The sequence below is a fragment of the Amycolatopsis thailandensis genome (genome assembly GCF_042723255.1).
GTDB lineage: Bacteria > Actinomycetota > Actinomycetes > Mycobacteriales > Pseudonocardiaceae > Amycolatopsis > Amycolatopsis thailandensis.
The window spans coordinates 50294-73693 of sequence record NZ_JBHXJK010000033.1 but is presented as its reverse complement, the minus strand read 5'-3'; the positions used below and the strand labels follow the sequence as shown (position 1 = coordinate 73693).

The 23400-nt window shown below is 68.5% G+C and carries 23 protein-coding genes; 7 read left to right on the top strand and 16 right to left on the bottom strand.

Annotated elements, in window-relative coordinates; genetic code table 11:
- Nucleotides 1–260 precede the first annotated feature (260 nt).
- Nucleotides 261–1040 (bottom strand): enoyl-CoA hydratase/isomerase family protein, encoded by a 780-nt coding sequence (locus ACFWMR_RS15910; protein ID WP_378378885.1) that lies wholly within the window; start codon nt 1038–1040, stop codon nt 261–263.
- A gap of 125 nt (nt 1041–1165) precedes the next feature.
- Here ACFWMR_RS15910 and ACFWMR_RS15905 point away from each other — a divergent pair, with 125 nt between their 5' ends.
- On the top strand, nt 1166–3001 hold the full coding sequence (locus tag ACFWMR_RS15905) for a PPC domain-containing protein (protein WP_378378884.1): 1836 nt from the start codon (nt 1166–1168) through the stop codon (nt 2999–3001).
- On the opposite strand, the gene ACFWMR_RS15900 is transcribed toward ACFWMR_RS15905, so the two are convergent.
- The 8 genes from ACFWMR_RS15900 to ruvC form a co-directional block, all read right to left on the bottom strand.
- The gene (locus ACFWMR_RS15900; RefSeq protein WP_378279749.1) at nt 2998–5304 is read right to left on the bottom strand and encodes a RelA/SpoT family protein; all 2307 of its coding nucleotides are present in this window, start codon (nt 5302–5304) and stop codon (nt 2998–3000) included. The two genes, ACFWMR_RS15905 and ACFWMR_RS15900, sit on opposite strands and share 4 nt — an antisense overlap.
- A 102-nt stretch (nt 5305–5406) precedes the next feature.
- The gene (locus ACFWMR_RS15895) at nt 5407–5925 is read right to left on the bottom strand and encodes an adenine phosphoribosyltransferase (RefSeq protein ID WP_378378883.1); all 519 of its coding nucleotides are present in this window, start codon (nt 5923–5925) and stop codon (nt 5407–5409) included.
- Between the two features lie 109 nt (nt 5926–6034).
- Nucleotides 6035–7240 carry a protein translocase subunit SecF gene (secF, locus tag ACFWMR_RS15890; protein WP_378378882.1) on the bottom strand — a complete coding sequence of 402 codons (1206 nt, stop codon included), beginning with the start codon at nt 7238–7240 and terminating at the stop codon, nt 6035–6037.
- Nucleotides 7237–8937, bottom strand: coding sequence for a protein translocase subunit SecD (secD, locus tag ACFWMR_RS15885; RefSeq protein ID WP_378378881.1), 1701 nt, complete (start codon nt 8935–8937; stop codon nt 7237–7239). The genes secF and secD overlap by 4 nt, the downstream gene beginning before the upstream one ends.
- Before the next feature lie 407 nt (nt 8938–9344).
- The gene (gene yajC, locus ACFWMR_RS15880) at nt 9345–9743 is read right to left on the bottom strand and encodes a preprotein translocase subunit YajC (RefSeq protein ID WP_167406448.1); all 399 of its coding nucleotides are present in this window, start codon (nt 9741–9743) and stop codon (nt 9345–9347) included.
- A 145-nt stretch (nt 9744–9888) separates the two neighbouring features.
- Nucleotides 9889–10965: a Holliday junction branch migration DNA helicase RuvB gene (gene ruvB / locus ACFWMR_RS15875; RefSeq protein WP_093939136.1), complete on the bottom strand. Its 1077-nt coding sequence runs from the start codon at nt 10963–10965 to the stop codon at nt 9889–9891.
- 8 nt (nt 10966–10973) lie between these two features.
- Nucleotides 10974–11573: a Holliday junction branch migration protein RuvA gene (gene ruvA / locus ACFWMR_RS15870; protein ID WP_093939135.1), complete on the bottom strand. Its 600-nt coding sequence runs from the start codon at nt 11571–11573 to the stop codon at nt 10974–10976.
- Complete coding sequence (ruvC, locus tag ACFWMR_RS15865) at nt 11570–12154, bottom strand: crossover junction endodeoxyribonuclease RuvC (protein WP_378378880.1); 585 nt, start codon at nt 12152–12154, stop codon at nt 11570–11572. Before ruvC ends, ruvA begins: the two co-directional genes overlap by 4 nt.
- A 76-nt stretch (nt 12155–12230) precedes the next feature.
- On the opposite strand from ruvC, the gene ACFWMR_RS15860 reads away from it, so the two are divergent.
- Complete coding sequence (locus ACFWMR_RS15860; RefSeq protein ID WP_378378879.1) at nt 12231–12677, top strand: cupin domain-containing protein; 447 nt, start codon at nt 12231–12233, stop codon at nt 12675–12677.
- Between the two features lie 326 nt (nt 12678–13003).
- On the opposite strand, the gene ACFWMR_RS15855 is transcribed toward ACFWMR_RS15860, so the two are convergent.
- From ACFWMR_RS15855 to ACFWMR_RS15835, 5 genes are all read right to left on the bottom strand, one after another.
- Complete coding sequence (locus ACFWMR_RS15855) at nt 13004–13534, bottom strand: DUF4262 domain-containing protein (protein WP_378279956.1); 531 nt, start codon at nt 13532–13534, stop codon at nt 13004–13006.
- Between the two features lie 151 nt (nt 13535–13685).
- A complete protein-coding gene (locus ACFWMR_RS15850; protein WP_005159087.1) occupies nt 13686–14435 on the bottom strand; it encodes a YebC/PmpR family DNA-binding transcriptional regulator in 750 nt (249 codons plus the stop codon).
- A gap of 50 nt (nt 14436–14485) precedes the next feature.
- On the bottom strand, nt 14486–15115 hold the full coding sequence (pdxT, locus tag ACFWMR_RS15845; RefSeq protein WP_378279955.1) for a pyridoxal 5'-phosphate synthase glutaminase subunit PdxT: 630 nt from the start codon (nt 15113–15115) through the stop codon (nt 14486–14488).
- 54 nt (nt 15116–15169) lie between these two features.
- Nucleotides 15170–15490: an AzlD domain-containing protein gene (locus tag ACFWMR_RS15840; protein WP_378378878.1), complete on the bottom strand. Its 321-nt coding sequence runs from the start codon at nt 15488–15490 to the stop codon at nt 15170–15172.
- On the bottom strand, nt 15490–16203 hold the full coding sequence (locus ACFWMR_RS15835; protein WP_378378877.1) for an AzlC family ABC transporter permease: 714 nt from the start codon (nt 16201–16203) through the stop codon (nt 15490–15492). The genes ACFWMR_RS15840 and ACFWMR_RS15835 overlap by 1 nt, the downstream gene beginning before the upstream one ends.
- Before the next feature lie 68 nt (nt 16204–16271).
- Here ACFWMR_RS15835 and ACFWMR_RS15830 point away from each other — a divergent pair, with 68 nt between their 5' ends.
- Nucleotides 16272–16838, top strand: coding sequence for a helix-turn-helix domain-containing protein (locus tag ACFWMR_RS15830; RefSeq protein WP_378279949.1), 567 nt, complete (start codon nt 16272–16274; stop codon nt 16836–16838).
- Here ACFWMR_RS15830 and ACFWMR_RS15825 read toward each other — a convergent pair whose 3' ends face one another.
- Entirely contained in the window at nt 16839–18230 is a 1392-nt protein-coding gene (locus tag ACFWMR_RS15825) for an APC family permease (RefSeq protein ID WP_378378876.1), read from the bottom strand. It lies immediately after the preceding gene.
- 142 nt (nt 18231–18372) lie between these two features.
- Between ACFWMR_RS15825 and ACFWMR_RS15820 the strand changes: the two genes are divergently transcribed.
- Both ACFWMR_RS15820 and ACFWMR_RS15815 read left to right on the top strand, forming a co-directional pair.
- A complete protein-coding gene (locus tag ACFWMR_RS15820) occupies nt 18373–18984 on the top strand; it encodes a TetR/AcrR family transcriptional regulator (protein WP_378378875.1) in 612 nt (203 codons plus the stop codon).
- Nucleotides 18981–20045, top strand: coding sequence for a DmpA family aminopeptidase (locus ACFWMR_RS15815; protein WP_378378874.1), 1065 nt, complete (start codon nt 18981–18983; stop codon nt 20043–20045). The genes ACFWMR_RS15820 and ACFWMR_RS15815 overlap by 4 nt, the downstream gene beginning before the upstream one ends.
- Before the next feature lie 145 nt (nt 20046–20190).
- On the opposite strand, the gene ACFWMR_RS15810 is transcribed toward ACFWMR_RS15815, so the two are convergent.
- A complete protein-coding gene (locus ACFWMR_RS15810; RefSeq protein WP_378378873.1) occupies nt 20191–20430 on the bottom strand; it encodes a hypothetical protein in 240 nt (79 codons plus the stop codon).
- A gap of 334 nt (nt 20431–20764) precedes the next feature.
- Between ACFWMR_RS15810 and ACFWMR_RS15805 the strand changes: the two genes are divergently transcribed.
- Together ACFWMR_RS15805 and ACFWMR_RS15800 are read left to right on the top strand one after the other, a co-directional pair.
- Entirely contained in the window at nt 20765–21793 is a 1029-nt protein-coding gene (locus ACFWMR_RS15805) for a radical SAM protein (protein WP_378278871.1), read from the top strand.
- A gap of 359 nt (nt 21794–22152) precedes the next feature.
- The gene (locus ACFWMR_RS15800) at nt 22153–23352 is read left to right on the top strand and encodes an MFS transporter (protein ID WP_378378872.1); all 1200 of its coding nucleotides are present in this window, start codon (nt 22153–22155) and stop codon (nt 23350–23352) included.
- Nucleotides 23353–23400 lie beyond the last annotated feature (48 nt).

Below are 23400 nucleotides of genomic sequence, written 5' to 3'. Positions count from 1 at the left end.
ACCCCCACCAACCAGACCACAGTGGACACACCGGATGAGACGACCGGCAACCCACCCTGCCCACCACCCCACCACAAGATCAACAAGCCCCACCAAGATCACCTAACAAACACACCGGTGGATCCAGGTTGAACGTCCCAATTCCTACATCGTCGTGCCCCGGCCGCCGCGGAGCCACCACTCTCGCCCAGTTCAGGCGTGGGTAGGTAAACACCGGTCCGCTCTAACCCGAATCGCCACTCACGACCCAGCGCGACGTCTCAGCGGTAGGTGAACTTCGGTGGCCGCCGGGCGAGGAAAGCGGCCACACCCTCGGCGTAGTCCTCACCGTGCAAGGCTCCGAGCCGGATCTCGTCCACTTCGGCGTCGGATTCCTGTTGTCCCGCGACGATCTTCTCGATGATCCGGTTCATCCCGCGCACCGACGCCTGCGAACGCGAAGCCAGCGTCTCGACGAACTTCGCCGTCGAGACCTCCAGCTCGTCGGCGGGAAAGACGTCGTTGAGCAGGCCGATCTCCCGCGCCCGCCGCGCGTCGACGAGTTCGCCCGAGAGCAGGAAGTACTTCGCGTGCGCGGGCCCGACCAGCGAGACCAGCCGCCGGGTCGAACCGAAGTGGTAGACGATGCCGAGCTTCGCCGGCGTGATGCCGAAGCGCGAGCCCTCCGCGGCGAAGCGGAAATCGCAGGCGACCGAGAGCTGGCAGCCGCCGCCGATGCAGTTCCCCTGGATCATCGCCACCGTCGGCTTCCGCGACGCCGTCAGCGCCGCCACCGCCCCGTCGACGGCTTTGTCGTAGGTCTCGGCCGCGTCGGCGGTGGACCGCAGGTCCCGAAACTCGCTGATGTCCGCGCCCGCCGAGAAATGCGCGCCCGCGCCGGTCAGCACGAGGACCTTGATCGCCGGGTCCGCCTCCACCCGCGCCACCACGTCCGGGATCGCCGACCACATCCCGTAGGTGATCGCGTTCATCTTCTCCGGCCTGGTGAACGTCAGCCGCGCGACCTCGCCGTCACGAGTGAATTCGAACCCGTCAGTCATGTTCCGCACCCTAAGTGCGCGCCTCCACCTGAACCAGCCGGATGTGGCCAACAAGCCTCCGAAAGGCGGCTTGCAGCGCGCTCCCCCTGTGGTTTTCTGGTCGTCCAACGAGCTAGGGGAACTCGATGGCGAAACGCGTGCTCGGCGTTCTCACAACCGTCTTGCTCACTGCGGCCCTGGTGAGCGGACAGGCCACCGCGGCGCCCGGACGGATCCAGCCCGACCCGCTGCTGATGTTCCCGCAGCGCCCGGCGACGACGGATCGAGCGGCCGTCCTCCGCGACCGAGCAGCGAAGACCCAGGCGCGAACCCGGTCATCAGCTCAGAACCCCTTGCCTTACAAAGAAAAAGAACCGCCCGGAACCAGTGGCGCCAACGATTCCCTCGCCAAGGCCGAGCACATCGCGGGATTCGGCACCCAGCGCGCCAAGAACTCCAAGGTCCGGCTCACCGGCGATCTCAAGCCGGACGCCTCGATCCCCACGCTTCCCCCGGCCGCCGAGCCCAGCGACGCGATCGGTCTGGCGAGCGAAACCGGGGTCGGCGCCGAGCGCCGTGCCATCCGCACGAGCGGCGTCATCGGCGACGGACCGTACGGCAGCGCCGGCGACGGCACGGGTGACTTCGACTTCTACCGGCTGAGCGCGGGGGCGGCACCGGTGACCTTCAGCGCACGGACCCTGACGCCGACAGGCGAGCTGGACACGTTCCTGGCGCTGTTCGACAAAGACGGCCTGTGGGCGCTCAACGACAACGCCGGCGGATCCACGGACTCGCGGCTCTCGTTCACCATTCCGCCGGGCCGGGAGTTCTTCCTCATGGTGGGGTCCGGTCTCCCCGCCGATCACACGAAACCCGGCACCGGCGGCGGTATCCGGACCGAGGGCCCGTACGAGCTCGCGATCACGAGCGGCAAGAGCGGCGGAGACCTCGACTACTACTCGTTCGACCTGCGTGCCGGAGACGTGCTCGGCGCGTCCGTGGCCGGTGGCGGGACCCGGCTCGCGGTGTACGACCCGGCCGGACGGGAGGTCTTCGGCTCGTCGCAGGACCTCACCTCGATCTTCTCGACGGCCTCGCCGATGCCCGGTGGCGGCAACGCCGTCGTGGACTTCGTGGCACCGAAGGAAGGCCGCTACCGTCTCGGCGTCGAAGCGGGCGAAGGCGCGTACGACATCAAACTCGAAGCCTTCCGCCCCGGCACCGAAACCGCTCCGCGCGGCAGCGTGCCCACGATCTTCCTGGACTTCGACGGCGCCAGGGTCAACACCTCGATCTTCGGCACCGGTGGTGGCATCCGCGATCTCTCACCACTGTCGGCCTTCCTGCCGCGCTGGGGCCTCACCGACCGCGACGAACGCGCGCTGACCGACGCGATCATCGCCACCGTCAAGGAGAACCTCGAACGCGACCTCGTCGCCAAGGGCACCAACCCGAGGTTCGCACTGCGTGTCCTCAACAGCCGGGACCACGCGGATCCGTGGGGTCAGCCGAACGTAAGCCGGGTCGTGGTCGGCGGCACGACGCTCGAAACGGGTATCCAGACCATCGGCATCGCCCAGTCCATCGACGCGGGCAACTTCGGCAAGGAGGAGACCGCGCTGGTCCTGCTCGACGAGATCAGCCAACCCGCCGGGCCCGTCTGGTCGCTCAACACCTATGTGGGACCGGGAAGCGACAAGATCGCGTTCATCGGCCGCGCGGTCGGCAACATCACCAGCCACGAGGCCGGGCACATGTCGGGCAGCTGGCACACCGACCTGACCAACGCCGTGCCGGGGATCATGGACCCCGGCGGAAACCCGGCGGTGATGTTCGCCGTCGGCCCCGATGGCCGCGGCGGCACCGCCGACGATCCCGACCTCGACCTAGTCGAAGAAGGGATCAGCCCATCCGAGGGCTTCACCGGGACCGAGGACACCCTCAATCGCAGTGCCTGGGCGTTCGTCCGGGGCGCCTAGGAAGCCGACGTCACCCGGTAGACGTCGTAGACGCCTTCGACGCCTCGGACCACCTTCAGCACGTGTCCGAGGTGCTTCGGGTCGCCCATCTCGAACGAGAACCGGCTGACCGCGACCCTGTCGCGTGACGTCGTCACCGACGCGGACAGGATGTTGACCTTCTCGTCCGCGAGCACCTTGGTGACGTCCGAGAGCAGCCGGTGCCTGTCCAGCGCCTCGACCTGGATCGCGACGAGGAACACCGACGACGCCGACGGCGCCCATTCGACCTCGACCAGCCTCTCGGGCTGGGCCCGCAGGTCGTCGGCGTTGGTGCAGTCGGTGCGGTGCACGCTGACGCCGCCACCGCGGGTGACGAACCCGAGGATTTCGTCGCCCGGCACCGGCGTGCAGCAGCGGGCGAGCTTGGCCCAGATGTCACTGGCGCCCTTCACGACCACGCCGACGTCGTTCGAACCACGACGGCGGGTGACGGTGGACGGTGTCGCGCGTTCGGCGAGCTCTTCTTCCGCCTCGTCGACTCCGCCGATGAGCGCGACCAGCCGCTGCACGACGTGCTTCGCGCTGGTGTGGCCCTCACCGACGGCCGCGTACAGCGAGCTGATGTCCGGGTGCCGCAGTTCGGTGGCGACCGCGCCCATCGATTCGGCGGAGACCAGCCGCTGGATCGGGAGGCCGACCTTGCGGACCTCCTTGGTGATGGCCTCCTTGCCGCCTTCGATCGCCTCGTCACGGCGTTCCTTGGCGAACCACTGCCGGATCTTCGCGCGGGCCTTGGGCGAACCGGCGAACTGCAGCCAGTCGCGGCTCGGGCCCGCCGTCTCGGCCTTCGAGGTGAAGATCTCGATGACCTCGCCGTTCTCCAGCTTGCGCTCGAGCGCGACGAGCCTGCCGTTGACGCGGGCGCCGATGCAGCGGTGCCCGACCTCGGTGTGCACGGCGTAGGCGAAGTCGACCGGGGTCGAATCGACCGGCAGCGTGATCACGTCGCCCTTGGGCGTGAACACGAAGATCTCGCGCGAGGCGAGCTCGTAGCGCAGTGACTCCAGGAAGTCGCCCGGGTCCGCGGCTTCACGCTGCCAGTCGAGGAGCTGGCGCATCCACGCCATCTCGTCGACGTCCATGGCGTTCCCGTTGTGGGTGCCCTTGGTCTCCTTGTACCGCCAGTGCGCCGCGATGCCGTACTCGGCGGTGCGGTGCATCTCGTAGGTCCGGATCTGGACTTCGAGGGGTTTGCCGTCCGGGCCGATCACCGTGGTGTGCAACGACTGGTAGACGCCGAACCGGGGCTGCGCGATGTAGTCCTTGAACCGGCCGGGGACCGGCTGCCACAGCGCGTGGACGACACCCATCGCGGCGTAGCAGTCGCGGACGTCCTCGACCAGGATCCGCACGCCCACCAGGTCGTGGATGTCGTCGAGGTCGCGTCCGCGGACGATCATCTTCTGGTGGATCGAGTAGTAATGCTTCGGCCTGCCCTCGACCTTGGCGGTGATCCGCGAGCCTTCGAGGTTGCCGGTCAGCTCCGTGATCACGGACCGCAGGTACGTGTCGCGGGAAGGCGCGCGATCGGCGACCAGGCGCACGATCTCGTCGTACTTCTTCGGCTGCAGGATGGCGAACGCCAGGTCCTCCAGCTCCCATTTGACCGTCGCCATGCCGAGCCGGTGCGCCAGTGGGGCGAGGACCTCCAGGGTCTCCCGAGCCTTGCGGGCCTGCTTCTCCGGCGGCAGGAAACGCATCGTGCGCATGTTGTGCAGCCGGTCGGACAGCTTGATGACCAGCACCCGCGGGTCGCGCGCCATGGCGATGACCATCTTGCGGATGGTCTCGGCCTCGGCGGCCGTGCCGAGTTTGACCTTGTCCAGCTTGGTGACGCCGTCGACCAGCTCGCCGACCTTCTCGCCGAAGTCCGCCTTCAGGCTCTCCAGCGAGTACCCGGTGTCCTCGACGGTGTCGTGCAGCAGAGCCGCGACCAGCGTCGTCGTGTCCATGCCGAGTTCGGCGAGAATGGTCGCGACGGCGAGCGGATGCGTGATGTACGGGTCGCCGGACTTGCGCCGCTGTTCGCGGTGGAGCTCCTCGGCGACGTCGTAGGCGCGCTGGAGCTGCGTGAGGTCGGCGTTCGGATGCATCTCGCGGTGGATGACGGCGAGCGGCTCGAGAACCTGCTTGACCGGCGCGGCGCGCTGCGCGGTGATCCGGCGGGCGAGACGGGCACGGACCCGGCGCGTCGCGGACGGTGTCGGCGCGGCCCCCTGTCGCGTCGCACCGTTCTGCTCGGTGCCGTCCTTCGAGGACACCGCGGCATCGAGCTCTTGGCTCACCCGCACCTCCTGCGCTTCGTGCGGCCTTCGGACATCAAGGGTAACCGCTCCCCCTCGCGGCTCACTTGGTACGCCCGTTCAACACACCCGGAGGGCCTCCACACGACGCCCCTCAAGCACGGAACGACCACCGAGCGCCCCGAGTTCCATGACCACCGAAACACCGGTGACCTGCACCTTCGCGTCTTCCAGCAGCTTGCAGGTGGCCGCGACCGTGCCGCCGGTGGCGAGCACGTCGTCGAGGACCGCGACACGCTGACCCGGCAGGACGACCCCTTCGGGCAGTTCGACGGTCGCCGTGCCGTATTCCAGCGTGTACCCGACCCGGCCCGCGACCCGCGGCAGCTTGCCGGGCTTGCGGATCAACGCGACACCGAGACCGCGGGAGTAGCCGACGGCGGCGGCCAGCAGGAACCCGCGCGCTTCCACGCCCGCCAGCAGGTCGGCGCCGGGGTCGACGGTCTCGGCCAGCGCGTCGGTGACGGCCTTGAAACCGGCCGCGTCGGCGAACAGCGGACTCAGGTCCCGGAACAGCACACCGGGCTCCGGGAAGTCCGGCACGTCGGCGATGAGGTCGAGTGCCTTGTCCAGCTCCATGTACTTCCTTGCTCTCAGCTTGCGTGGTGTTCGTGGCCGGTCGCTATGAAGGGGCCTTTCATCGCAAATTTTGCAATGAAAGGCCCCTTCATAGCGCTTGAAACCCGGGTTACCTCTTGCGCTTGCCCGACGGACGACCCTTGTGGGCCCTCTGGTTCCGGGCCGGGACGCTCGCCGCGGCGGCGTACGCCTTCTCCTTGCGGAGTTCGGCGGCGAGCGAGTCCTCGTCGTTCGGGTCGAAGTCGTCGTCTTCACGCTCGGCGGCCTTGCGGGCCTGGTTCGCGCGCCGCGCGTGGACCCGATCCGCCTGCTGACGGAACTTCGGGTCACGCATCTTGAGGTCCACCAGCAGCGGGGTGGCCAGCGCGACCGAGGACAGCACGCCGACCACGGTGCCGGTGAGCTGCACCAGCGCGAGGTCCTGCAGCGTGCCGGAGCCGAGCAGGATGTACCCGACGACCAGCAGGCCGAGGATCGGCAGCATCGCGATCAGCGCGGTGTTGAACGACCGCATCAGCGTCTGGTTCAGCGCCAGGTTGGCCGCCTCGCCGAACGTGCGGCGGGTGAGCCCGAGCAGGCCGCGCGTGTTCTCGCGGACCTTGTCGAACACCACCACCGTGTCGTACAGCGAGAACCCGAGGATCGTCAGCAGACCGACCACCGTCGCCGGCGTGACCTCGAAGCCGATCAGCGAGTACACACCCGCCGTCACCACGATGTCGTGCAGCAGTGAGATCAGTGCCGCCGCGGCCATCCTGGTGTCGAAGTACAACGCCAGGAACAGCGTGACCGCCAGCAGGAACACCCCGAGCGCGATCAGCGCCTGCCGCGAGATCTCCCCGCCCCAGGACGCGCTCACCGCGCTGTCACTGATCGCCTGGACACTTGGCTGCCCGTTGGACCCGATCGGACCCAGCTTCTCGAACAGCGCTTCCTTGAGCTTGTTGACCTCGGCCGTCTCCAGCGTCTCCGAACGAAGCTGGATCGTCGAGGAGCCGCCCGTTCCGACCTTCTGCGCCTCGTCGGCGGGACGGCCCAGCGCCTCGGCGTAGACGTCCTTGGCCTGCTGCTCGGTGATCTGCCCGTTCTTGCCGTTGGCGGGCATCTGGAGCTGGGTTCCGCCTTCGAAGTCGATCCCGAAGTTGAACCCCTTGATCCCCATCGACGCGACGCAGACCAGGACAAGCGCACCGAAGAACAGGTACCAGCGCTTGCGCTTGCCGACCACGTCGAACGCGCCCGTGCCCACGTAGAGGCGGCGGAAGATGCTCTCCCGCTTGCCCGCGGTAGTGGTGTTGTCGTCGACCACGGTCACGCCTCCTTGACGTTCGGGCGGCCGGCGGCCGGACGGGCCGCCTTGCGCTCCGAGCCCACCTGCTGCACGGCACCGAGGCCGAGGTTCTTCGGGTTGGACAGGACCTTCGACTTCGACTTCGAGATCATCGCGACCAGCGGATGCGTCACGAGGTAGACCACCACGAGGTCGAGGACGGTCGACATGCCGAGGGTGAACGCGAAGCCCTTGACCTCACCGACGGCCAGCCAGTACAGGATCGCCGCGGCGAGGAAGCTGACCGCGTCCGACGCCAGAATCGTGCGCTGGGCACGGGACCAGCCGCGCGGGACCGCGGACCGGAACGTCCTGCCTTCCCGGATTTCGTCCTTTAGTCGTTCGAAGTAGATGACGAACGAGTCGGCGGTGATACCGATGGCGATGATCAGGCCCGCCACGCCGGCGAGGTCGAGGGTGTACCCGATCCACCGCCCCAGCAACACCAGCACCGCGTACACCAGCGAGAACGACAAGGCGAGCGACAGGATCGTCAGCACACCGAGCAGCCGGTAGTAGAACAAGCAGTAGATGAAGACGATCAGCAGGCCGATGCCGCCCGCGATCAGACCGGCCTGAAGCGAGGCGAGGCCCAGCGTCGCGGACACCGTCGTCGCGTCCGAGGACTCGAACGACAGCGGCAGCGAGCCGTACTTCAGCACGTCCGCCAGGTCCTTCGCCTCGGCCTGGCTGAACCGGCCGGTGATCTGGGTCTGGCCACCCAGGATCGCGGACTGGATGGTCGGCGCGGAGACGACCTGCGTGTCGAGGACGAACGCCGCCTGCTTCTGGGTGTTCTTCGAGGTGAAGTCACCCCAGATCCGGGAACCGTCGCTCTTGAAGTTCAGGTTGACGACCCACTGGGAGTTCTGGGTGTCGTAGCCCGAGGAGGCGTCGGAGATCTCCGTCCCGGGCAGGAACTCCGGCTCCAGCAGGTACTTCGCAGTGTTCTTGTCACCACAGGCGACCAGCGGCTTGTCGGTGAGGTCGTTGCCGACCAGCGGGTCCGACACCTTGGGGTCGCAGTTGAGCGCCGCGAAGGCCTTCTCGGCGGCCGCGGCCTGCTTCGCCTGGTCCGTCGAAAGCAGATCGGGGTTCTGCCGGAGGCTCCGGGCTTGCTCGATCTCCTTCTTGGTCTGCTCGTCGGAGTCGCCACCAGGCTGCTGCTGCGGCGCACCTGCGGCGCTACCGCCACCGTTGGCCGGGCTGCTCGGCGGAGCGCTCGGCGCACCCGAGGACGGCGGCGGCGCCGACGAAGGCGCGCCCGAGGCCGGCGGGGTCGACGGCTGCTGGACCGGGGTCACCGGCTGCGACGTCACGACCTTCCGGAAGCCGAGCTTCGCGGTCTTGCCCAGGGTCTTGGCCTGGTCGCCCTGCTCGCCGGGGACGGTGATGACGACGTTGCTGCCGTCGAGGACGACCTCGGTGCCACCGACGCCGATACCGTTGACCCGGCGCTCGATGATCGAGCGGGCCTGTTCGAGGGACTCTCGCGGAGGGTCGCCGCCGTCGGGATTTCGGGCGGACAGGGTGACCCTCGTGCCGCCTTGCAGATCGATGCCGAGTTTCGGCGTCGGCTTGCCGCTACCGGTGAAGAACACCAGGGCGTACAGCGCGACCACGATCAGGGCGAAGAAGGCGAGATAGCGTCCCGGGCGGAGATGCCCGGCCGGTGCGGCCACTGTGCTTCGGTCTCCTCGGACGGACTGGGTTTTCCCCAATGGACTTGGCTGTTCACTCGCCGGACGGGAGTCCGGTGGTACCGCGAACCTGCCTCGATGACGATGCCCGGTGAACGGGCACGACTATGACGACGGACACGCACGCAGCACCGAGACACTACTCGGTGCTGCGTGAGCCCGGCGTTGGCCCCGCACCTACGAAAGTCGGGTGTCGGGAATGGCCTTGGCCCCTTGTCGGCGGAGCTGAAGCGCGCCGACCGGAGGTGACCGAAAGCCTGAACCCGCCCCGGCCGAAGGCCCCGCTATCGCGGTGCCACGGCGCCCTGTCCGCGAACTGTGCGCGGGAAGGCCGACCAGCGCCGTGGCGACGTCGATCGCGGTCGCGGGTTCACCGGAATGGCCCGGCTTTACTTCTTGCCGTGCTCCAGCGGAGGAGCGATCTGCGCGCCGGTCTTCTCCTCGACGCGCTCCTCGTCCTTCGACTCGATGGCAGGCTCCTCGACGACGGCCTCGTCGTCGACGATGTCCTCGTCGGTCTCGACGACCGGCTCGACCTTCTCGCGGACGGCCTGGCGCAGCCAGGTGGTCACGACGCCGGGAGCGATCTCGAGGTCGATCGTGGTGTCGGCGGAGGCGTCGGCGACAGACGCGTAGAGACCGGAAGTGGTCATGACCCGGTCACCGGGAGCGAGGCTCGAGAGCAGCTCCTGCTGCGCTGCCGCCGCCTTCTTCTGCTTACGGGTGCCCATGACGAGAGGAATCGCCACGACGGCCATCAGGAGCAGCGGCAGCAATAACTGATTCATGATTCTCCATTTCGAGCGGACGCCGCGCGGTGCGCTGTTTTGTCCGGTTTGGCGGGGTGTGCTCTACCCGAGTGTGCCAGGTGCCAGCGGAAACTCCACCACCACCCGTCGCCACCACAGGCCTCGGACCTCGCGAACGGTCCGGTCAGTCCTGGTCGAACAGGTTCGGGCCACCCTGCTCACCACGTGTGGCGCCGGCCGGAACCGGCAGGCCGAGATGTTCCCACGCGGCCGCTGTGGCGACCCGGCCGCGAGGAGTGCGCGCGAGCATACCGGCGCGGACCAGGTAAGGCTCGCACACCTCTTCCACCGTAGTCGGTTCTTCCCCGACCGCGACGGCCAGTGTGGACACGCCGACGGGACCTCCCCCGAAAGACCGGACCAGCGCCGTCAGCACCGCGCGGTCGAGCCTGTCGAGGCCGAGTTCGTCGACGTCGTAGACCTCCAGCGCGGCACGCGCGATCTTGCGCGTGACCTTGCCGTCGGCCCGGACCTCGGCGTAGTCGCGCACCCGGCGCAGGAGCCGGTTCGCGATCCGGGGTGTGCCGCGGGACCGGCGGGCGATCTCCGCGCAGCCGTCCCGGTCGATGTCGACGTCGAGGATCGTGGCGGCGCGGCGGGCGACGAGTTCCAGTTCGCTGTCGGTGTAGAACTCCATCTGACCGGTGAAACCGAACCGGTCGCGCAGCGGACCGGTCAGCGAACCGGATCGTGTCGTGGCTCCGACCAGCGTGAACGGCGCGATCTCCAACGGGATGCTGGTGGCGCCGGGACCTTTGCCGACGACGACGTCGACCCGGAAGTCCTCCATCGCGAGGTACAGCATCTCCTCGGCGGGGCGGGCGATGCGGTGGATCTCGTCGATGAACAGGACGTCGCCGGGCGCGAGATTGGACAGCATCGCGGCCAGGTCGCCCGCGCGTTCCAGCGCCGGTCCCGAAGTGATCCGGATGGCGGCGTTGAGTTCGGCGGCGACGATCATCGCCATACTCGTCTTGCCCAGTCCCGGCGGACCGGAGAGCAGGACGTGGTCCGGCGGGACGCCGCGGCGCCGCGCGCTCTCCAGGACGAGTTCGAGCTGTTCGCGCACCCGCGGCTGGCCGACGAACTCGTCGAGCTTGCGCGGGCGCAGCGTGGTCTCGACCTCGCGTTCGCCGGTCTGTGGCAGTGCCGACAACGTCTCGTCGTCGGCCTCGAAATCCGTCACGGCCTCATAGTCCATGTGGGCGGCTACCGCTTACGCCCGAGGGTGGCCAAAGCGGCGCGCAGCACGGAGGACGTCGTGTGGCCTTCGCCCTCGCTGAGCACCTTGTCGACGGACTGCTCGGCTTGTTTGGCCGGGAAGCCGAGGCCCGCGAGCGCTTCGACGACCTCGTTCCGCAGGGCGCCGGGCGCGACGACGGCCGGGGAGCCATCGGTCGGGCCGGCGAGCGCGGTGACCTTGTCGCGGAGTTCGAGGGTGAGCCGCTCGGCGCCCTTGCGGCCGATGCCGGGCACCTGGGTGAGGACGGTGATGTTGCCTTCGACCAGCGCGGACCGCAGCTTGTCGGGGTCGAGGACGGCCAGTGTCGCGAGCGCGAGCCGCGGGCCGATTCCGGAGACCGTCTGGAGGAGTCCGAACAGTTCGCGGGCGTCGGCTTCGGCGAAGCCGAACAGTGTCAAGGAGTCCTCACGGACCACGAGCGCGGTGTGCAGCATCGCCTGTTCGCCGCGACGAAGGGTCGCGAGGGTGGCGGGGGTGGCCTGCACGGCGAAGCCCACTCCCCCGACCTCGATCACGACGTGGTCGAGACCGATGGAGAGGATTTCACCGCGTACCGAGGAGATCATCGAGCCGCTCCCTGCGTTTTGGCTGCTTTGGCCGCGGCGGCGAGCCTGGCCTTGTGGTTCTTGGCGATCTCGGCCGCCCTGGCTTCGGCTTCGGCGATCCGGACGCGCATCGGTTCGCGCCACAGGTGGCAGATGGCGAGCGCGAGCGCGTCCGCGGCGTCCGCCGGATGCGGTTTGACCTCGAGACCGAGAAGTCGCATGACCATACCGGTGACCTGGGCCTTGTCCGCGCGGCCCGAGCCCGTGACGGCGGCCTTGACCTCACTCGGCGTGTGGAAGACGACCGGCAGCCCGCGTTTGGCGGCCGCGAGCGCGACGACGCCGCCGGCCTGCGCGGTCCCCATCGCGGTGCGCACGTTGTGCTGGGCGAAGACCCGCTCCACGGCGACGGCCTCGGGCTTGTAGCGATCCATCCATCGCTCGGCGGCGTCGGAGATCCCCAGCAGGCGCACGGAAAGATCGGCGTCCGGCGGGGTCCGCACGACGTCGACGGCCACGGCGCGGACGGTGCGGCCCGTGCCGCCGTCGACCACTCCGAGCCCGCACCTGGTCAGACCGGGGTCGACCCCGAGTACCCGCACGCTTTTCCTCCGCTCCCGGCGAACATCAGTTCGAGATCCGAGGCTACCCGGAGGTGCCGCCGGGCAAGATGAGGACATGCCGAGCCCCGACGACTTCACCCTTCATCTGGGTCTTCAGCCGCTGCCCGTGGAGGGCGGCCGCTGGGCGCAGAGCTGGCGCGACGAAACCGCTTCCGCGATCTACTACCTGCTCGTCCCGCCGGAAACCTCGGCGCCGCACCGGCTGGACCGGCTGGAGATCTACGCCCACCATGGCGGCGCTCCGGTGCGGATGCTGCTGCTGCATCCGGACGGCCGGATCACGCGGCCGGTGCTGGGACCGGACGTGGCGGCCGGGCAGCGTCCGCAGGTGGGGGTGCCCGCCGGGGTCTGGCAGGCGTCGGTGAGTACCGGTGAGTGGAGCCTGGTCGGGACCGTGGTGGTTCCGCCGTATACCGACGACTGTGTGGAGTTCCGCTCCGCGGCGGCTTTGGTGGCGGAGTGGCCGGAGGCGGCCGAAGACCTGGCGCCCTGGCTCGAGTGAGCGCCCTGGTCTCGAGCGGCAAGTCCGTGAAGGCCTCCTTTACTACCTTCAGGGTAGGCAAGGAGGCCTTCACGGCCCGGACCCGCAACCAGCCGACGCCGGCTACGCCCTTGCGGTACATGAAGGCCTCCTTCCTTGCGCCTAGCGCCGTGAAGGGGGCCTTCATGTACTTGAGACAGCGCGAAGGTCGGTTTTCTCCGGCTGAGCCGAGGGAAGGAGGCCTTCACACCTTCCCCAAGTACGTGAAGGCCCCCTTCCTTGCGCTAGGCGCAATGAAGGGGGCCTTCACGTACTTCAAACGACCAGGGAGCCGCAGCGCCAAGATCTCAGGGACCGTCGACGCCTGGCGTCCAACTCTCCGGGTCGCCGGATTCGGTCAGCACCGGCTGGTACAGCGCGAAGCCCTCCGGCGCGCCCGGATGCCACGGGAAGTGCCCGTCCGGCGTGGCGACGATCAGCTGCAGCGCCGGGAAGTCCCCGTCCGGGTAGATCAGGAACGCGCTCCCGAAGTACTCGGGATAGTGCCCCTTCGCGACCCGTTCGAAGACCACCGCCGCGCCCTCGAAGAAATCGTCGTAGCGCTTGCCGACCTCGAAGATCTCGCCCGCGGCCGCACGGTCGACGTAGGCGTCGAGCAGGACCGGCCCCATCTGCCCGGGCAGCCCGATGACGACCGCTTCCGCCACGTTGTGCAGCGCCCAGGCGCACGCGGTGAAACAGAAGGGCGCGTCGTTCTCGTCGCCTTCGACCGCGATGACCGCGTTCCCTCTCGCCTGCGCCTGCGCCTCGATCCACTGGACGAGTTCGGTTTCTTCGGCGGTGAGGGCATCGGCTTCGGAGGTCGTCACGCGCGACATTGTGCCCCACGCGAGCGCCCGCACCTAGCCCCGGGACCGATTTTCCGCGGCATGGCGGGAAAAACGATCAGCCGACCTCGGCCATGACCTCGTCGGACACGTGGAATCCGACGCAGTGCGTAGACGTTCCGCACGTCGTCACGACCAACCGTCAGCCGACCTCGGCCATGACCTCGTCCGACACGTCGAAGTTCGCGTAAACGTTCTGAACGTCGTCGCAATCCTCGAGGGCGTCGATGAGCTTGAAGACCTTCTTCGCGCCTTCGACGTCCAGCGGGACGCTGACCGTCGGCAGGAAGGTGAGATCCGCGGACTCGTACTCGAAACCGGCTTCCTGCAAGGCTTTCCGGACCGGGACGAGGTCGGTGGCCTCGGAGACGATCTCGAAGTTCTCGTCGAGGTCGTTGACCTCCTCGGCTCCCGCGTCGAGGACGGCCATGAGGACGTCGTCCTCCGCGGCGTCACCCTTGGGCATGATCACGACGCCCTTGCGGTTGAACATGTAGGCGACCGAACCCGGGTCGGCGAGCGAGCCGTTGTTCCGGGTGAGCGCGGTCCGGACCTCCATGGCGGCGCGGTTCTTGTTGTCGGTGAGGCATTCGATCAGCACGGCCACACCGTTCGGGCCGTAGCCTTCGTAGGTGATGGTCTGCCAGTCGGCGCCGCCCGCTTCTTCACCGGCGCCGCGCTTGCGGGCGCGCTCGATGTTGTCCTGCGGGACCGAGTTCTTCTTGGCCTTCTGGATGGCGTCGTAGAGCGTCGGGTTGCCGTCCGGGTCGCCACCGCCGGTGCGTCCCGCCACCTCGATGTTCTTGATCAACCGGGCGAAGAGCTTGCCGCGCTTCGCGTCCAGGTTGGCCTTCTTGTGCTTCGTGGTGGCCCACTTGGAGTGGCCGCTCATCTCTCCTCCATCTACTCCTGTGCCCGCCGCTGAGCACAGAGTCTGTTTGCTTAAGCCTGCCGCACGAGGTCGACGAACAGCCTGTGCACGCGCTCGTCCCCGGTGAGTTCGGGGTGGAACGACGTGGCGAGTACCGCCCCCTGCCGGACCGCGACGATCCTAGCGGCCGCGTCCTCGGACCCCGGCATTTCGGGGACACTGGCGAGTACCTCCACCCCGTCGCCCGCCTTTTCGACCCACGGGGCGCGGATGAACACAGCGTGCACCGGGCCGCCTTCGATGCCGGTGAAGTCCAGGTCTGCCTCGAACGAGTCCACCTGCCGCCCGAACGCGTTGCGCCGGACGACGACGTCGAGGCCGCCGAGTTGCTGCTGGTCAGGCCGTCCGTCGAGGGCCTGCCGGGCGAGCAGGATCATCCCGGCGCACGAGCCGAACGCGGGCAGCCCACCCGCGATGCGTTCCCGCAGGGGTTCGAGCAGCTCGAAGGTCTCCAGAAGCCTCGACATGGTCGTCGACTCGCCGCCCGGCAGCACCAGACCGTCCACTTCGGACAGTTCGCTCGCGCGGCGGACCGGCAGCGCACGGGCACCGGCGCGCTCCACCATCGCGGCGTGCTCCCGCACGTCGCCCTGCAGTGCGAGCACGCCGACCACCGGCCGTGCCCCCGTCGCGATCGCCACCCGACCTCCCGAAAGACCTTCCCCCCAGCTTAGGCGCCCCGGGGAACGGCCAGGTCAGGGGACCCCGGCCAGCCGCAACAGGGCGGCGGTCGCTGCGGCCGCGACGACGACCAGCGCGAACGGGACCTTGCGCCAGGCCAGCACGCCGCCGACCAGGACACCCGCGGGCCGGGCGTATCCGGCGAACTCGTGCCCTTCGGTGAGCGCGGCGACGGCGACCAGCGCGGCCAGCAGGACGACGGCCGAGCGCGCCATCAGCTTCTCGGCCTTGGGCGACACGGTGAACCGCGCCTTGAGCACCGGGCCGGCGAACCGGAAGGCGAAGGTCCCGGCGGCGAGCACGCCACCGGCGATGATCAGGTCCAGCGGGTCCATCAGCGCACTCCCTCGGGTTCACGTTCGGCGGGTTCCTTCGCGGCCACTCCGGCCAGCACGCCAACCAGGGCGAGCAGCACCGGCAGGCCGGCGGGCAGGAACGGCGTCGTGGCCAGGGCGACGGCGACCCCGAGCAGCACCGGCAGCCGGGCGGCGCGGTCGCGCAGCGACGGCAGGACCAGCGCGAGCAGGACCGCCGGGAAGGCCGCGTCGAGGCCGAAGGCGTCGGTGTCGCTGATCGCGGTCCCGGCGTACGCCCCGGCGAGGACGCCGACGTTCCAGCACACGAACAGGCCGATCCCGCACACCCAGTACGCCGCCCGGCGCCGCTCTTCGTCGCGCTGGGCCAGCGCGAACGCGACCGATTCGTCGATCATCAGGTGGCTGCCGACGACCCTCGACGACCATCGCTTCCCCAGGACGTCGCCGATCGCGAAGCCGAACGGCAGATGCCGCGCGTTGGCCAGCAGTCCCGCCGCGACGGCCGCGACCGGGCTGCCGCCCGCGGCGATGATGCCGACGAACATGAACTGCGAGGCACCGGCGAAGACGAGCACCGAAAGCAGCATCGGCGCCCAGATCGGGAAGCCGGAGCCCACCGCGATCGCGCCGTAGGAGATGCCGACAATGGTGTCGGCGAGGCAGACCAACCCGATGTCACGGAGAAGATCGCGCCCCAGGACACGAGTGGTTGTTCGCCAAATCGAACGCATGGTTTCATACAATGAACGAACGCAGCCGTGTTCGTCAAGGCGAACGCAACGACCGATGGAGCGAACGCATGTCCCCGACCGCGTCCGAAGGCGCACCACTGGACGTCATCGCCACGTCCCTGCGCCGGGAACGCGCCCGCACCGGGCTTTCCCTCACCGAGGTCGCGAAACGCGCCGGCATCGCCAAATCCACGCTCTCCCAGCTGGAGTCCGGGGCCGGGAACCCGAGCGTCGAGACGATCTGGGCGCTGTGCGTCGCGCTCGACGTCCCGTTCTCGCGAGTGGTCGAACCCGAACGCCCTCGCGTGCAGGTCATCCGCTCGGGCAGCGGCCCGACGGTGTTCGCCGAACACGCCGACTACGCGTGCACGCTGCTCAGCTCCTGCCCGCCCGGGGCCCGGCGCGACGTCTACCTGATCCGCGCCGAGCCCGGGAAGCCACGGCTCTCGGATCCGCACATGAACGGCATCGTCGAGCACATGGTCCTCAGCGCCGGGCGGGCGAAGGTCGGGCCGCAGGACGACCCGGTCGAGCTGCTGCCCGGCGACTACATCTGTTACCCCGGCGACGTGCCGCACATCTTCGAGGCGCTCGAACCGGGCACGTACGGCGTCGAGATCGCGGAATACACCTGATCAGGCGGGTTCGTCGGCCTTCTCGCCGTCGACCTTCTCTTCGGTGACGTCGGCGAGTTTCCAGCCGCCCTTCCGCCGCAGCACCACGAGGTAGTACGCGATCGACAACAGGACGACGCACGCTGTGACGATCAGGCTGGGCCGTCCGACCGCCGGGTCGAGCACGTTCTGGTAGACCACGAACACCAGCACGGCCAGCGCCAGCACCGGCGCCACCGGGAACCACGGCATCCGGTACGCGGCGTGCGCGGTGGCGCCGGTGCGACGGCCGATGATCGCGCCGAGGCAGAGGGCCGCGTAGACCGCCACGATGGACGTGCTCGTCACCACGAGCAGCAGTTTCGGATCGACGAAGCAGAGCAGCGCGGCCACCAGGCCGGTGCCGACGGTGGCCACCCACGGCGTCCCGAACTTCGGGTGCACCGCGGACAGCGCCCGGTTCACCGGTGACGGCCACGCGCTGTCGCGGCCGCTGCTGAACAGCATCCGCGAGCTGATCAGCACGATCGCCAGCACCGCGTTGATGATCGCGAGCGCGATCGCCAGGCCGATGACCGTGTCGAGGGTTCCGCCGCCGAGCGAGCCGATGAAGTAGGACAGCATGTTCTCCGAGGCGAACAGCGCGTTCAGATCCGGCGCGCCGACGAGGACCGCGGTCACCGGGACGAGTTCGGCCAGCACCGTGATGCCGAGCGCCATCAGGATCGCTCGGGCGATCCCGCGAGAGGCGTCCTGCGTCTCCTCACCGAAGTACACCGCCGAGCCGTAGCCGTTGTAGGCGAAGATCGCGACCGACGTGGCGATCGCGATGGCGCCGACCGTGGCCGGGCCGCCGTCCGGGGCGACCGGATGCGCGAGCAGCTCGGTGAACGAACGCGCCGGGTTCAGCAGCCCGAGCGCGCTGACCACGACCAGCGCGAGGATCTCGATCGCCAGGAAGATCCCGGTGACCCAGGCGTTGAGCTTGATGTCGAACACCCCGACCACGGCCGCGACCACGCAGGTCACGGCGGCGATCACCGAACCCGGCACGCCAGGGAGGAGCACGCCGAGATAGGTGCCGACGCCAAGCGCGATCACCGCCACGATGAGCACCTGCGTGATGATCATCAGGCCGAGTACGGCGAAGCCGGGCAAGCGGCCGAGCGTGCGGGTGACGATCGCGTACTCGCCGCCCGCCAGCGGGAACGCCGACGCGAGCTCGGCGTAGACGAAGGCCATGAACACGCCGACGACCGCGGCGGCCACGAAGCTGTAGAAGGCGCCAGTCCCGGCTCCGGAGATCACCCCCGGCGCGATGATGAAGACCGACGAGGCGGGACTGATCGCGGAGAGCGTGATGAGCAGCGTGCCGAGGGTGCGCAGACCGCGGCGCAGGGCGGGAGTGGACACGGCCGACCTCCTACAAGGTGGGTTCCTTGAATCTCCTTCGAAGAACTGTTGAGCACGCATCAAAGGCCCTCCGCGTTGTGACGTCAAGACCTGATGGTGATCAGCCCTTGCGTTTTTCGAACAAGATTCGAAGAATGTGGGCATGGCGAGACCGAGCAAGGCACCGGAACGACGAGCCGAACTGATCGAGGTGGCCAGACGGGCCGTCCTCGACCGCGGCGTGCTGAACCTGCGGCTGCGGGACATCGCCGAGGGCGCGGGCCTGTCTTCGGGTTCGGTCCTGTACTACTTCCCCACCCTCACCGACCTGCTCCAGGAGGTGCAGCGCGAGGCGGTGGCCCGGTTCTGCTCGGCGAGGGAGCTGGCCGCCGCCACGAAGTCGAGCCCCGCCGAGCGGCTGCGGGCGATGATCCGCAGTGGGCTGCCCACCGGCCCCGCGGACGAACTCTGCGTGCTGCTCTACGAACTCGGCACGATCGCCCGGCGCGATCCCGTGTACGCCGCCCGGCACATCACGCTCTACGAGCAGCAGGTCCGGATCTACACCGGCATCCTCGAAGCGGGCGCCGCCACCGGCGAGTTCACCCTGACCGCCGACGCGGTGTCGATCGCGCGGAACCTCGTCGCGCTGGAAGACGGCTACGGCCTGCATCTCACTCAAGCCGTGCCGACGCTGGAAACCGCGACCGCCGAAGCCCTGTTGCTCTCCTACGCCCGCACAGCCACCTCGAACCCTTTGGAGGACCGTCCATGACCCGCGCCCGTGACCTGGGTATCCCGCTGCCCGGCCGGACCGGCGAGCACAACGCGCTCACCGACGTCCCCGGTGTCGAGATCGGTTTCACGACGCTCGTCGAGGGCGATTCGGTACGCACCGGTGTCACCGCCGTCCTGCCGCGCGGACGCGAGGACTTCGCCGTGCCGTGCGCCGCCGGGACGTACGCCCTCAACGGCAACGGCGAGATGACCGGCACCGCGTGGCTGGCCGAAACCGGGTCGCTGACCCTGCCGGTGCTGATCACCTCCACGCACGCCGTCGGCGCGTGCCACCGCGGCGTGATCGACTGGGTGGTGCGCGAACGGCCCGACGTCGCCGCCGAATGGCTGCTGCCGGTGGTCGCCGAAACCTGGGACGGCTACCTGAACGACAGCACCGCGCCGACCATCCACAGTGGACACGCGATCGCCGCGATCGACGCCGCGCGAAGTGAGGCACCCGCCGAGGGCTCCGTCGGCGGCGGCACCGGGATGACCTGTTACGGCTTCAACGGCGGCACCGGCACGTCCTCCCGCCGGGTGTCCTACGGAGACGACGAGTACACCGTGGGTGTGTTGGTACAAGCCAACTTCGGCTCGCGCCGCGAGCTCACCGTGGCCGGCGAGCACGTCGGCCTGGAACTCGGCGCCGACAACCCGATGGAGGAAGCGTGGTCGGCGCCCTCGGGCGCGGGATCGGTGATCGTGATCGTGGGTACCGACGCTCCCCTGCTGCCCGGCCAGTGCACGTCGCTCGCGCGCCGGGTCCCGCTCGGCCTCGCCCGCACCGGCACCACGGGCTCGCATTTCTCGGGCGACCTCTTCCTCGCGTTCAGCACGGCGAATCCGGGCGCGCTCACCAGCCGGTTCCCGCGGACGGAGGAGGCCGAGTACGAAAACCTCCGGTTCGTCCCGTGGGGCAGGCTCGACCCGTTCTTCGAAGCCGTCGTGCAGGCGACCGAAGAAGCGGTGCTCAACGCGCTGTTCGCGAACGAGGAGATGACCGGCCACCGAGGTCACCGGGTCCCCGCGCTGCCGGAGGCGCACTGGCGCGGCTGATCGCGAGGTGCCTGTCAGTACCTTCTCCGGAGTTGTTCTCGCAGGCAGCACGACAGCAGGTTTCGTCGCCCGGCGGCGCGGTCCTCAGACCCCGCCGCCGTCTCCACACTCGAACGCCCCGGAACGAGCCGCTCTAGACCGGACGTCAGTCACCGCGTTCGTTCAGCGTGGCCCTGTGCTGTGCCAGGTCACGAACCATGGTGTTCGTCAATCCCATGGAACGCGACAACGACGCCTGGTACTCGGCCGAGTTCCAGCGGGCCCGTATTCCCCGCCAGAGGCAGTGCCAGGAACAAAACGCGATGACGCGCCGCGGCGAGCCACTGATTTCCAGTCGGCGTCCGCAGGTGACGCAGCAGTTCACCTTCGTCTGCTTCTTTGCCACCGGCCGAGTATCGCCGCGCCCGCTCCATGGCGCAACGGACGTCACCCGCAGACTCTCGCTCCGCGCCCCATGGGTTAGACACTCTGTTGACGTGTAGCCAATTCCGCATCCAGCGGTGAGCCGACCGAGTTGTTTCGAATCGCGCCGTCAAGCTTGCCCGACCCGATGGAAAAGGGCAGTCGAAGATCATTTCTTACGCAACGTACGACTACTCCGCCAACCGAGTGTAATCGTTATCTCGGCATTGCGACGGCGTTCGCGGCGACAGTAGCGTGCAAAAAGCAAGCCGACGGAGAAGCGGATTGAGAAATACGAGCGCAGGGGGTTTTTGGCAATGAGCGCACCCGCTCGGCCAACCAACATAATTTGGGATGTCACCTACGCATGCCCATTGCGATGCGTCCATTGCTACTCCGAATCCGGACGACGGCCGACCCGCCAATTGAGCCACGATGAACAATTACGAATAGTGGATTCGATCATCGAGCTTCAGCCGGAAATGGTGGCATTGGCCGGTGGTGAACCCCTCGTGGTGAAGGGAATATTCGAGGTCGCGGACCGCTTGTCCCGAGCAGGCATTCACGTCGTGTGCTACACGGGCGGCTGGCCGATGAAGCCGGACATGGTCCAGGAGTTGATGCGGTGCTGCGACACGGTGACGATCAGCCTCGACGGCGCCACCGCGGAGGTGCACGACAAGATCCGCGGACGCGCCGGATCGTTCGAACGCGCCATGGAAGCCCTGCGGATGCTCGACGACGCGGTGTCCGCCGGGGGCAGGCCAGGGTTCGAATTCGGCATCGACACCGTGGTGGTACGCAGCAACTTCGACAGTCTCGAACAGATGTGCACCTCGATCGCGCCCCGCTTCCCGGCACTGAAGTCACTCGCCCTCGGCGCTGTCATCCCGGCAGGCCTGGCAAGCAGGCCAGGATTCGTGGAGCACGAACTTCTGCTCGAATCCCAGGTCGAACAGATGGGCAGCGCCGCGTGGGCCCGGCACCTGCAGTCACTGGCGCCACGGTCGGTGACCGTCACCTGCACGGACAACCTCGACTTGCAAATGAATCCGGCTCAGGGGGTCGAAAACTTCACGGCATTGCAGATCGAGCCCGATGGCGAAGTGCGGGCGATGCCGATCTACGAAGGTACCGTTGGCAGCCTCCTCGACGAGTCCGGCGAGACATTGTGGCGCCGCGCGATCGAACGCTGGAGCCACCCCTTCGTCACCGAAGCACTTTCCACTGTACGAACGGTCGAAGAATGGGCCGAAGCCACCCGGCGGATCGACTACCATTTCGGTTCGGAATCCGTACGCGCCCGCATCGACCGGCGACCGCAATTCTCCGGCACGCCCGGCTGACACCGGAATTCGACTTCCGCGTATCGCCACGCCTTCACCACCGCACAGGTTTCCCGGATCCGGCGCATCGCGCGCCCCTCTGATGTCCCTGTTCCTTCACGGAGAAGAGGAGGTGAACGACCATGGCTTACTGGCCCCCCACGAAGGTGGATTACTGGCCCCCGACGAAGGTCTCCCACTGACCCAGTCAGTGCATACGACCGAGAAGCGCGATGCTCCCGCCTACGGGTGGGAGCATCGCCACGGTCGAATGCCACTAGCATCGGGCCACAGCGTGCGGGACTCGTCGGTAATTCGATTGACGAAGATGAGCTGGGGGTTGGATGCGAGCGTATCGGCGTTTGCTCGGATTCCGCGGTGTGCCGCGGTTGGTCCTGGCGCTGATCGCGAGCCGGCTGGCCGCACCGATTCTCAATCTCGGCATGCTGCTGGCCATCGTGTCGACGCACGGCTCGTACGCGGTCGGCGGGGTTGCCTTGACCGGGTTTTCCATCGCGCTCGCGGTCTGCGTGCCCCTGTCCGGAAGGCTGGTGGACCGGTTCCACCCCCGCCCGGTGCTGCTGGGAGTGCTCGCCGTCCACGCCCTCGCCTACGCGGCGGCGGTGATCGGCATGACGCGGCAAGCCCCCGCCTGGATGCTCGTGGTCGCCGCCATCGCCTTGGGGGCGAGCACCCCGCCGTCGGCGCCGGTCATCCGGTCCACGTGGCCCGCGATCGTTCCCGCCGAACACACCCGGACCGCCTATGCCCTGGACGCGGTGCTCAACGAAGTCATGGTGGTGACCGGGACGCTGCTGGTCTCGGTACTCGTCGCGCTCGCCTCCCCCGTCGCCGCCGTGGCGGTGGCCGGGGTGTGCACGGTTCTCGGGGTATTGACCCTGCTGACGGTGCCGACGCCGCGAGCACCGGCGACGGCCGAGCCTCCCGGCGGGAAATCCCGATCCCGGCGTGCTCTCGGTCCCCTCGCCGATGGCCGCGTCCGGGTACTGCTGGGGATCACCGCCTTCGACATGCTGGCGTTCGGCTGCATCGTCGTCGGGGTGTCCGCCGCGGCCGCGTCGGGCGGGAATCCCGGCCTGTCCGGCGTACTGCTCGGCGCTTACTCGGTCGGCGCGGTGGTCAGCGCTCTCGGGTACGGCATGCGGCATCGCGAGGCCCGCCCCCGCCGCCAGCTCGTCACTTTCCACACCGCCTCCGCCGTGCTTCTCGTCGCCACCGGGGTCGCGCCCGGACTCGTCCTGGCGGGTGTGGCGCTGCTCGCCGTCGGCCTGGTCAGCGGTCCCCGCGACACGCTGCACCAGATCGTGCTCGGTGAGGTGGCTCCGCCCCGGCAGCGGACCGAGGCGTTCGCGTGGATGAGCACCTTCATGTGGGTGGGCAACGGCATCGGCACAGCCGTCGCCGGCCAGCTCGTGACCCGGAACGAGGGCGACCACACCACGACGTTCCTGGCTGCCGCGATCGCGGCGGCCACCGCCGCGGCGTGCTCGTTGCTCCTGCGCTCCACCCTCCGCATCGGCGCGACCGCGTCGCCCGCCCCGGCCGCTTCCCCGCGTTGACCCGCGGCAGGGACCACATCGTCTCGACATCCCGCTGGGAGGAACGAT

What these genes read in the sequence shown, in the direction of transcription:
- ACFWMR_RS15910 (WP_378378885.1), bottom strand. Translation starts at nt 1,040, where the DNA reads ATGACTGACGGGTTCGAATTCACTCGTGACGGCGAGGTCGCGCGGCTG.
- ACFWMR_RS15905 (WP_378378884.1), top strand. Translation starts at nt 1,166, where the DNA reads ATGGCGAAACGCGTGCTCGGCGTTCTCACAACCGTCTTGCTCACTGCG.
- ACFWMR_RS15895 (WP_378378883.1), bottom strand. Translation starts at nt 5,925, where the DNA reads ATGGAGCTGGACAAGGCACTCGACCTCATCGCCGACGTGCCGGACTTC.
- yajC (WP_167406448.1), bottom strand. Translation starts at nt 9,743, where the DNA reads ATGAATCAGTTATTGCTGCCGCTGCTCCTGATGGCCGTCGTGGCGATT.
- ruvB (WP_093939136.1), bottom strand. Translation starts at nt 10,965, where the DNA reads ATGGACTATGAGGCCGTGACGGATTTCGAGGCCGACGACGAGACGTTG.
- ruvA (WP_093939135.1), bottom strand. Translation starts at nt 11,573, where the DNA reads ATGATCTCCTCGGTACGCGGTGAAATCCTCTCCATCGGTCTCGACCAC.
- ACFWMR_RS15860 (WP_378378879.1), top strand. Translation starts at nt 12,231, where the DNA reads ATGCCGAGCCCCGACGACTTCACCCTTCATCTGGGTCTTCAGCCGCTG.
- ACFWMR_RS15855 (WP_378279956.1), bottom strand. Translation starts at nt 13,534, where the DNA reads ATGTCGCGCGTGACGACCTCCGAAGCCGATGCCCTCACCGCCGAAGAA.
- ACFWMR_RS15850 (WP_005159087.1), bottom strand. Translation starts at nt 14,435, where the DNA reads ATGAGCGGCCACTCCAAGTGGGCCACCACGAAGCACAAGAAGGCCAAC.
- ACFWMR_RS15840 (WP_378378878.1), bottom strand. Translation starts at nt 15,490, where the DNA reads ATGGACCCGCTGGACCTGATCATCGCCGGTGGCGTGCTCGCCGCCGGG.
- ACFWMR_RS15835 (WP_378378877.1), bottom strand. Translation starts at nt 16,203, where the DNA reads ATGCGTTCGATTTGGCGAACAACCACTCGTGTCCTGGGGCGCGATCTT.
- ACFWMR_RS15830 (WP_378279949.1), top strand. Translation starts at nt 16,272, where the DNA reads ATGTCCCCGACCGCGTCCGAAGGCGCACCACTGGACGTCATCGCCACG.
- ACFWMR_RS15820 (WP_378378875.1), top strand. Translation starts at nt 18,373, where the DNA reads ATGGCGAGACCGAGCAAGGCACCGGAACGACGAGCCGAACTGATCGAG.
- ACFWMR_RS15815 (WP_378378874.1), top strand. Translation starts at nt 18,981, where the DNA reads ATGACCCGCGCCCGTGACCTGGGTATCCCGCTGCCCGGCCGGACCGGC.
- ACFWMR_RS15805 (WP_378278871.1), top strand. Translation starts at nt 20,765, where the DNA reads ATGAGCGCACCCGCTCGGCCAACCAACATAATTTGGGATGTCACCTAC.